This window comes from Cupriavidus phytohabitans (assembly GCF_017815025.1).
Taxonomy (GTDB): domain Bacteria; phylum Pseudomonadota; class Gammaproteobacteria; order Burkholderiales; family Burkholderiaceae; genus Cupriavidus.
On record NZ_JAGIQB010000050.1, the window covers coordinates 45,202 to 53,454 of the forward strand.

The 8,253-nt window shown below is 65.4% G+C and carries 6 protein-coding genes; 1 reads left to right on the top strand and 5 read right to left on the bottom strand.

The annotated features are described in order from the left end of the window. Positions 1–254: 254 nt before the first annotated feature. The 5 genes from J8I34_RS27335 to pilM form a co-directional block, all read right to left on the bottom strand. A complete protein-coding gene (locus tag J8I34_RS27335; RefSeq protein WP_029047613.1) occupies positions 255–2,378 on the bottom strand; it encodes a type IV pilus secretin PilQ in 2,124 nt (707 codons plus the stop codon). After that, complete coding sequence (locus J8I34_RS27340) at positions 2,375–2,872, bottom strand: pilus assembly protein PilP (protein ID WP_371748148.1); 498 nt, start codon at positions 2,870–2,872, stop codon at positions 2,375–2,377. Before J8I34_RS27340 ends, J8I34_RS27335 begins: the two co-directional genes overlap by 4 nt. A gap of 68 nt (positions 2,873–2,940) precedes the next feature. After that, complete coding sequence (locus J8I34_RS27345; RefSeq protein ID WP_029047611.1) at positions 2,941–3,612, bottom strand: type IV pilus inner membrane component PilO; 672 nt, start codon at positions 3,610–3,612, stop codon at positions 2,941–2,943. 2 nt (positions 3,613–3,614) lie between these two features. Then, positions 3,615–4,289 (bottom strand): PilN domain-containing protein, encoded by a 675-nt coding sequence (locus J8I34_RS27350; protein ID WP_029047610.1) that lies wholly within the window; start codon positions 4,287–4,289, stop codon positions 3,615–3,617. Positions 4,290–4,307: 18 nt separating this feature from the next. Beyond that, on the bottom strand, positions 4,308–5,378 hold the full coding sequence (pilM, locus tag J8I34_RS27355) for a type IV pilus assembly protein PilM (protein WP_029047609.1): 1,071 nt from the start codon (positions 5,376–5,378) through the stop codon (positions 4,308–4,310). Positions 5,379–5,758: 380 nt separating this feature from the next. Between pilM and J8I34_RS27360 the strand changes: the two genes are divergently transcribed. After that, positions 5,759–8,134 carry a penicillin-binding protein 1A gene (locus J8I34_RS27360; protein ID WP_029047608.1) on the top strand — a complete coding sequence of 792 codons (2,376 nt, stop codon included), beginning with the start codon at positions 5,759–5,761 and terminating at the stop codon, positions 8,132–8,134. The last annotated feature ends 119 nt before the right edge of the window (positions 8,135–8,253 follow it).

An 8,253-nucleotide genomic window follows, 5' to 3' on the forward strand; every position in this document is an offset into this window, starting at 1 on the left:
CACGGGACTGTCGTTCGGGAGCGCGGCGCCTGGGCCACCCTCCCCGGTTAGGAACTGCATCATCTTCTTATGTTGTGGTGCGCACGGCAAGTGCCGGCATGCAGCATCAGCCACATCCACGCATGTCTTGCCGCGCATGCCGGGCTCCTCCTGGCCTGGCCGGCCACCGGTCCAGTCCGGCGGCAACAAAAAAGGCCGCATCTGTCGATGCGGCCTGCCAGTCTACTGTATCCGGCGTCGGACGCCCGGCGCGGTCACCGCAGCGACACGCTTTCGTTAAGGATCCGCGGCGTGAGGAACACCAGCAGCTCGGTCCGGTTGCGGACCTTGGCGTTGTTCTTGAACAGGTAGCCGAGCACCGGGATATCGCCCAGCAGCGGCACCTTGTCGGTGTCGTTGGACTCCGTCTGCGTGTAGATGCCGCCGATCACCACGGTGCCGCCGTTTTCCACCAGCACCTGCGTCTGCACGTGCTTGGTGTCGATGGCAAAGCCCGAAGTGGTCTGGATACCGACGCTGTCCTTGTTGACGTCCACGTCCAGCAGCACATTGCCTTCAGGCGTGATCTGCGGCGTCACCTCCAGCTTCAGGTTGGCCTTGCGGAACTGCACCGAGGTGGCGCCGCTTGAGGTGGCGGCCTGGTACGGCAGCTCGGTGCCCTGCTCGATCAGCGCCTTGATGTTGTTGGCCGTGACCACGCGCGGGCTGGAGATGATCTTGCCCTTGCCGTCCGCCTCGAGCGCCGACAGCTCCAGCGCCAGGAAGCGGGTGGCCGCGCTGTTGAACAGGCTGACCGCGATGTTGGCCGGGTTGGTGCCGTTGATCGAGGCGGCCGGCAGACTCAGGAACGGGCCGTTGTCCGAGGTTGCGCCCGGCAGCACGTTGTTATAGGTGTTGCCGACTCTCGCGTTGTTGTACTGCCCGGCAAAGCCCAGCTTCACGCCGAGATTGCGGCTGAAGGAATCGGTCGCCTCGACGATGCGCGCCTCGATGATGACCTGGCGCACCGGGATGTCGATCTTGCCGATAAAGCTCTGCACCTCTTCCAGCTTGCTGGCGATATCCGACACGAACAGCTGGTTGGTGCGCGCATCGGCGGTCAGCGAGCCGCGCTTGGACAGCATGCGCGCACTCGCGCCCGCGCCACCCGCCACGCCGGCCGGGGCCGCTGCGCCGCCGCCGGCACTCATGCCCAGCAGCATCCGGCGCACGTCTTCAGCGCGCTGGTAGTTGAGCTGGAATACCTGGCTGCGGATCGGCTCGAGGTCATTGATCTGCTGCTGCGACTCGAGCTCGAGCTTTTCCTTGGTCTGGAGTTCCGCCTTGGGCGCCACCCACAGCACATTGCCGTTGCGGCGCGAGGCCAGTCCCTTGGCATCCATCACGATCTGCAGCGCCTGGTCCCACGGCACATCCTTCAGCCGCAGCGTGATATTGCCCTGCACGCTTTCGCTGGTGATGATGTTCAGGTTGGTGAAGTCCGCGAACACCTGCAGCAGTGAACGGATGTCGATGTTCTGGAAGTTCAGCGACAGGCGCTCGCCACGGTAGCCCGGGCCGCTGATCAGCTTGGTCGGGTCTTCCTTGACTGGCCTCACCTCGACCACGAACTGCGTGTCGGTCTGGTAGGAACTGTATTCCCAGTGGCCGCGCGGCTCGATGCTCAGGCGCGCATTGCCATTGGTGTCGGAGGCAACCAGGCTCTGCACCGGCGAGCCGAAGTCGCTGACATCAAAGCGCCGCCGCAGGTGCTCAGGCAGCGTGGTGCCGAGGAAATCGACCACCACGTTCTTGCCCTGCTGCGCGATATTGATGCCCGAATCGCGCGAGGACAGGTCCACCACGACGCGTCCGGCGCCGTCCGCACCGCGCCGGAAGTCGATATGGCGCACCGACGGCCGCGCCGCCGCGGCCGCAGGCGTCATCGCCGCCGGCGCGAACGTGGGCGCGGCGTTCTTGACCGCGGGCGCCACATTGTCCAGCGCGACCACGAAGACATTGCCGCGCTGGTCGGTGCGATAGGTTGCGTTGCGCGTGAGCTCGAGGATCACGCGGGTGCGGTTGCCGATCTGCACCACGTTGGCGGCCTTGACCAGCTTGCCGTTGTAGTCATACTGCGCGCGCCCGTTGGCGATGCCGGTATCGGCAAAATCGATCGCCAGCCGTGCCGGGTTCTGCGTGGTGAAATCCATCGGCTTCTGCGCCGGTGGCCGTTCGAGTTCGATCGTGAACACGGTCTGCTCGCCGACCGTACTGACGTCGACCGCCTTGATCCGGTTGCTTTGTGCCAGTGCTGCCGGCGCGGCAATCAGCAGCAACAGCGCCAGCATTGCGCTTGCGGCGCCCGCGAGCGCACGATACCAGCGCGCGGGGGTCATGCCGACACCTCCAGCTTGAGGCTGGTCATTTTCTCTTTCCACTCGGATACCCCCTCCCGGACTAATTCGCGCAACACGATCTCCTGATCGGTGATGCGGACCACCCGGCCGTAACTCTGGCCGAGATACTGACCCACCTTCACGTGGTGGATCTTGTTATCGACGCGTACGATGCCGAAGGTCTCCCCCTGCTTTTTCAGCATCCCGAGCATCTTGAAATTCTCGAGGGGGTAGTCTTCCAGCGGCTGGCGCGGCCGCCCGGCTTCGGGCGAATCCGGCAGCGTTTTGTTCAGTTCGCCGATCTTGGCCTGGGCGAAGGGCTCCGGAGCATTGGCCGCGGCGTATTCGCGCGCCACGTAGGGCCTGGCTTCGGGCAACGGCTCGGGCGGCTTGGCGCGGGCGTTGCGCGTGGCATCCATCCACTGGCGCAGCGCGTCTTCGTCGCTGGCGCCGCAGGCGCCCAGCAGGCCCACGGCAAGCGCCGCAGCCGCCATCACGCGTGGCGATGCCTGCAGGCCCGACCATGCCGAGCCGCGAGCACGATGGGTGCGATGAGTGCGGCTCATTTGGCACCTCCCGTCTTGGCGGCGGCGGCAGCCGCGGCGGCCTTGCGTTGCGCGGCCTGCTCGTCCGGATCGAGCGCACGGTACGCCATTGCGACGGCCTCCATGGAGAGGCCGCCCTCCTTGGTATGGGCAAGCTGCAGGCTTTGCATCGACACGATCCGCGACAGCGCGGCCACGTCGGCGTTGAATTGCGCCACCTCGTGGTACCGGCCGGTCACGCGCAGGTTCACCGGGATCTCGGCGAAGTAAGGCTTGAGCACCGCCGCCTGCGGCTTGAACAGCTCGAACTGGAGGCCGCGCGCCACGCCGGCATGGTTGACGTCGGCCAGCAGCGCATCCATCTCGGTCTTGTTGGGCAGTTGCCGCTCCAGCAGGGCAACGCGCTGCTCGACCTGCTTCTTCTGTTCGCGCAATGCGTCGAGGTTGGCCACCTGCGCCACCTTGGACTGGTACGCCTGTTTCAGGTTTTCCTGTTCCAGCCGCTGGCGGTCGAGCTCGTCGAACTTGCCGCTCCAGTAGAACTGCCAGCCCAGCAGCAGCACCAGCGCCGCCGCCATCACGGCAAACAGCACGCGCGGCGCGGCCGGCCACGTTTCCGGCTCGTTGAGGTTGAGCCCGCGGAACTGGCTCGTCAGGTCGGCCAGGTTGATTTCACTATTGAGCGCCATGGTCAGGCTGCCTTTCCGGATGCGGCTGCTGGTGCGGGAGCTGAAGCGGGTGCGGTGGCGGGATTGCCCGGCGTAGCCTGCTTGCCATTGGCGCCCGGCGGCGTCTCCGGCGCGCGGTACGCGAAGCGCATCGAGAAATCGAACAGCCGGCGCTGCTCGCGCAGGTTGTTGGTCATCGTGACCGCCTTGGACTCGACCAGCTCGGCCTTGTCCAGCCACGGCACGCCGCCAAGGTTGCGCAGCAGTTCGGAAATGCGCTCGTTGGACTGCGCCACGCCGGCGATGGTGAAGGCCTCGCCCGCCTGCTTCAGGCTGGTGAGGTAGACGCCTTCCGGCACCTGGCGCACCAGTTCTTCCAGCAGCTGGACCGGGCGGTTGCGCTCGGTCTGCAGGCTTTCCACCGCCTTCTGGCGCTGCAGCAGCGCGTCGATATCCTTCTTGAGGTTATTGACTTCGCGGATCTGGCCATCGAGCCTGGCGTTCTCCGCGCTCAGCACCTGGTTCAGCGCGACCACGGAGTCGATGCGCCCGTCGATATAGAGCCCGCCCAGCAGCAGCACCGCGGCACCGGCCGCGGCAGCGCCGCCCAGCATGGAATACACCTTCTTGCGCCGCGCCGCCTTGCGGGCTTCGTGGTAAGGCAGCAGGTTGACCGAAGGCAGCGTGTTCGTGGACATTCGAATGCCTCCGGTGCGTTATTGCAGGCCGCGCAGGGCCAGGCCGGCACTGACGATATACGCCGGCAGGTCGCGCTGCAGGTAGCGCTCGTTGACCTTGGCGTGGGTCGCCATGTTGGCGAACGGATTCGCCAGCGTGGTGGTGATCTTGGTCTGCTGCTGGATCGCCGCCTGCACGCCCAGCAGCGAGGCATGGCCGCCGGACAGCAGGATCTCGTCGACGCGTCCCAGGCTGGAGCTGGCGATGAAGTTGCCGATGGCGGCCTGGACTTCCAGCGCCAGCGCATCGAGTGACGGCTTGAGCAGCTGCGCGCGCCACGCTTCGGGCAGCGTGTTCTTGCGCTTCTTGATCTCGGCCTTGAGCGCGTCGAGCGTGAACATGCGCGCCGCGCTCTGCGTGAGCTGGTCGCCGTAGCTGTTCAGCGGCTGTTCGTAGAGCTCTTTCCAGCCCTGGTAGAAGATCGCCTTGGAGCGGCTGCCGCCGAGGTGGACCACCGCCACCACGGGCAGCGCGCGCGCGTCGGCCTCGGACATTTCCTGGGGCACGCCCAGCATCTGCACGATCGAGCGCTGCACCGCGTACTCTTCGACGTCCATCACCTGCGGCTTGAGGCCGGCCATTTCGGCAGCGGTCACACGCTCCTGCACGCGGTCGCTGTTGGCCGCGGTGACGCGCACGCCGATGCCGCCCTCGGTCTCGCTGGGGCCGATCACGGCGAAGTCGAAGTTGACCGCCTGCGATGGCGGATAGAGCCGGTGTGCCTCGGACTCGACCTGCGAATACAGTTCGTCCTCGGACAGGTTGTCCGGCAAGCTGACCGTCTGCGATTCGGTCAGCATGGACGGCACGCCCAGCACCACCTCTTTCGAGCGGATGCCGGCCTTGCCGAGCGCACGCTTGAGCGCGATCCCGACGGCTTCAATGTTGATGACGTTGCCATCGGCAACGGCATTGCGGTCCAGCAGTTCGCTGGCGCACTTTTCCAGCCGATAGTCGTGCTTGCCGCCACCGACGGACAACTCGACTACCTTGATACTGGACGACCCGATATCCACGCCGACCGTAGTCCGGCGCAGAAGCCCCGACAAAATGCCCCGTCGCAAGGTGACCCCCCCTGACTTTGAACTCGCCCACGGCATGTACGCTCTAATCGGGCGAGCCTTGTTTCTTGACCGAAACACTTGCTCTTATATGTTGGCCGATTCTCACAAAAACCGGCATCGGTGGCAACGTGCCGGTCTGATCACGATTCTTTTTTCAGAAGGCTCTCGCCAATCCGTTGCCAAAACCCCACGGTCGTCGGGTTCCCTTCCTCCTGAGCTTGCTGCATGCAACTTCGCCCTGCTTGCCGCCTTCCGCTGTCTTACATCTTGTAACAGCGCGGTAGCGGCGCGCGGGGCACTGCGCGCGCGGAGCGCCCGATGCCGGAAGATATAATGCCCGGCACCCCTGACTAGGTATTTTCCTTATGGCCACAGCACAACAGAAGCCGACCCATCCTGCCCGCCGCCCGATCTGGGCGCGCTTCATGTTCTGGGCGGTGGGGCTGGTTGTTGCCGGTGCCGTCATGATCGCGCTGCTGCTTGGCTATGCGCTGCTGGTGGCCGCGCCCAACCTGCCCTCGCTGGACACCATCACCGACTACCGGCCCAAGATCCCCTTGCGGATCTACACGGCGGACAATGTGCTGATCGGCGAGTTCGGCGAAGAGCGCCGCAACTTCGTGCCGATCGCCGAGATCCCGGATGTGATGAAAAAGGCCGTCCTGGCGATCGAGGACGACCGCTTCTACGAACACGGCGGCGTCGACTTCGTCGGCGTGATGCGCGCGGGGCTGGCCAACTTGCGCGGGGGACTGTCGCAAGGTGCGTCGACCATCACCATGCAGGTAGCGCGCAACTTCTTCCTGTCGAGCGAGAAGACCTATACCCGCAAGATCTACGAGATGCTGCTGGCGTACAAGATCGAGGCCAACCTGAACAAGGACCAGATCCTCGAGCTGTACATGAACCAGATCTACCTGGGCCAGCGCGCGTACGGCTTCGACAGCGCCGCGCGCGTGTACTTCGGCAAGTCGGTGCGCGACGTGACGCCGGCCGAAGCCGCGATGCTGGCCGGCCTGCCCAAGGCGCCGTCGGCGTACAACCCGGTAGTCAACCCGCGCCGCGCCAAGGTGCGCCAGGAATACATCCTGCAGCGCATGCGCGACCTGCGCTACATCACGCCCGAGCAATATGACGCAGCGGTGCGCGAGGAACTGAAGGTGCGCACCGAGGGCAACGAGTTCTCGACCCACGCCGAGTATGTCGCCGAAATCGTGCGCCAGCTGATGTATGCGCAATACCGTGAAGAAACCTATACGCGCGGGCTGACGGTCTACACCACGCTGACCAAGCCCGACCAGGATGCGGCGTACGAATCCGTGCGCACCGGCATCATGAACTACGAGCGCAAGCACGGCTACCGCGGCCCCGAGGCCTTTATCGACCTGCCTTCCGATCCGGCCGAGCGCGAGCAGGCGATCGACGATGCGCTGGTCGAGCACCCGGGCAGCGGCGACCTGCGCTCGGCCGTGGTCACCAGCGTGTCGTCGAAGCAGGTCAGGGCCACCCTGCTGTCGGGCGAGGTGGCGACCATCGAAGGCTCGGCGCTGCGCTTTATCTCGCCATCGATGTCGGCAAACGCGCAGCCCAAGATGAAGATGCGCCCCGGCGCGATCATCCGCGTGACGCAGGATGACAAGGGCAACTGGTCGGTCACGCAGCTGCCGGAAGTGGCAGCCGCGTTCGTGTCGCTGAACCCGCAGGACGGCGAGATCCGCTCGATGGTGGGCGGCTTCGACTTCAACCGCAACAAGTTCAACCACGTGACGCAGGCCTGGCGCCAGCCGGGTTCGAGCTTCAAGCCGTTCATCTATTCGGCGGCGTTGGAGAAGGGCTTCTCGCCAGCCACGGTGATCAACGACGCGCCGCTCACGATCGGTCCCGATACTGGCGGCCAGGTGTGGGAGCCGAAGAACTACGACGGCCGCTTCGAAGGGCCGATGACCATGCGCCGCGCGTTGGCCAAGTCGAAGAACCTGGTTTCGGTGCGGATCCTGCGCGCGATCGGCACGCAGTATGCGCAGGACTACATCACCCGCTTCGGCTTCGAGGCCGACAAGCATCCCGCCTATCTGCCGATGGCGCTGGGCTCCGGCGCCGTGACCCCGCTGCAGATGGCGGGCGCGTATTCGGTGTTCGCCAACGGCGGCTACCGCGTCAACCCTTACCTGATCCAGAAGGTGGTGGACGCGCGCGGCAACGTGATCTCCGAAACGCATCCGCAACGCGCCGGCACCGATGCCGTGCGCGTGCTCGACGCACGCACCGCGTTTATCGCCGACACCATGCTGCGCGACGTGGTCCGCTACGGCACCGCCAACAGCGCCAAGCAGCGCCTGGGCCGCAACGACCTGGCCGGCAAGACCGGTACCACCAACGATGCGGTCGATGCCTGGTTCGCCGGCTACACGCCCAACCTGGTGGCGATCGCCTGGATGGGCTACGACCAGCCCAAGAGCCTGGGCGTGCGCGAGACCGGTGGCGGGCTGGCGCTGCCGATCTGGGTCGGCTACATGAGCAAGGCGCTCAAGGGCGTACCCGAGTCGCCGGAGCGGCCGGCGCCCGAAGGCGTGCTGATGGTGGGTGGCGACTGGACCTTCGAGGAGAACGCGGGCGGTGCCGGCGTGGCCTCGGTCGGCCTGGGCGATCCGTGGCCGGGCAAGCCGGACGAATCCACGACACCGTCGCCGGATACCGAGCAGGAGAAGAAGAAGATCCTGGAAATGTTCGGCGGCGCCTGACGGGCCGCCAGCATCCGCCAGAAAGCAGAAAAGCCGGCCCGTGGCCTAATGCCGTTCAGTTAAGTCTGAACGGCATTTTTCTTTGCAGGGGTTGTAAACAAGGTGTCGAGCTGTTAACT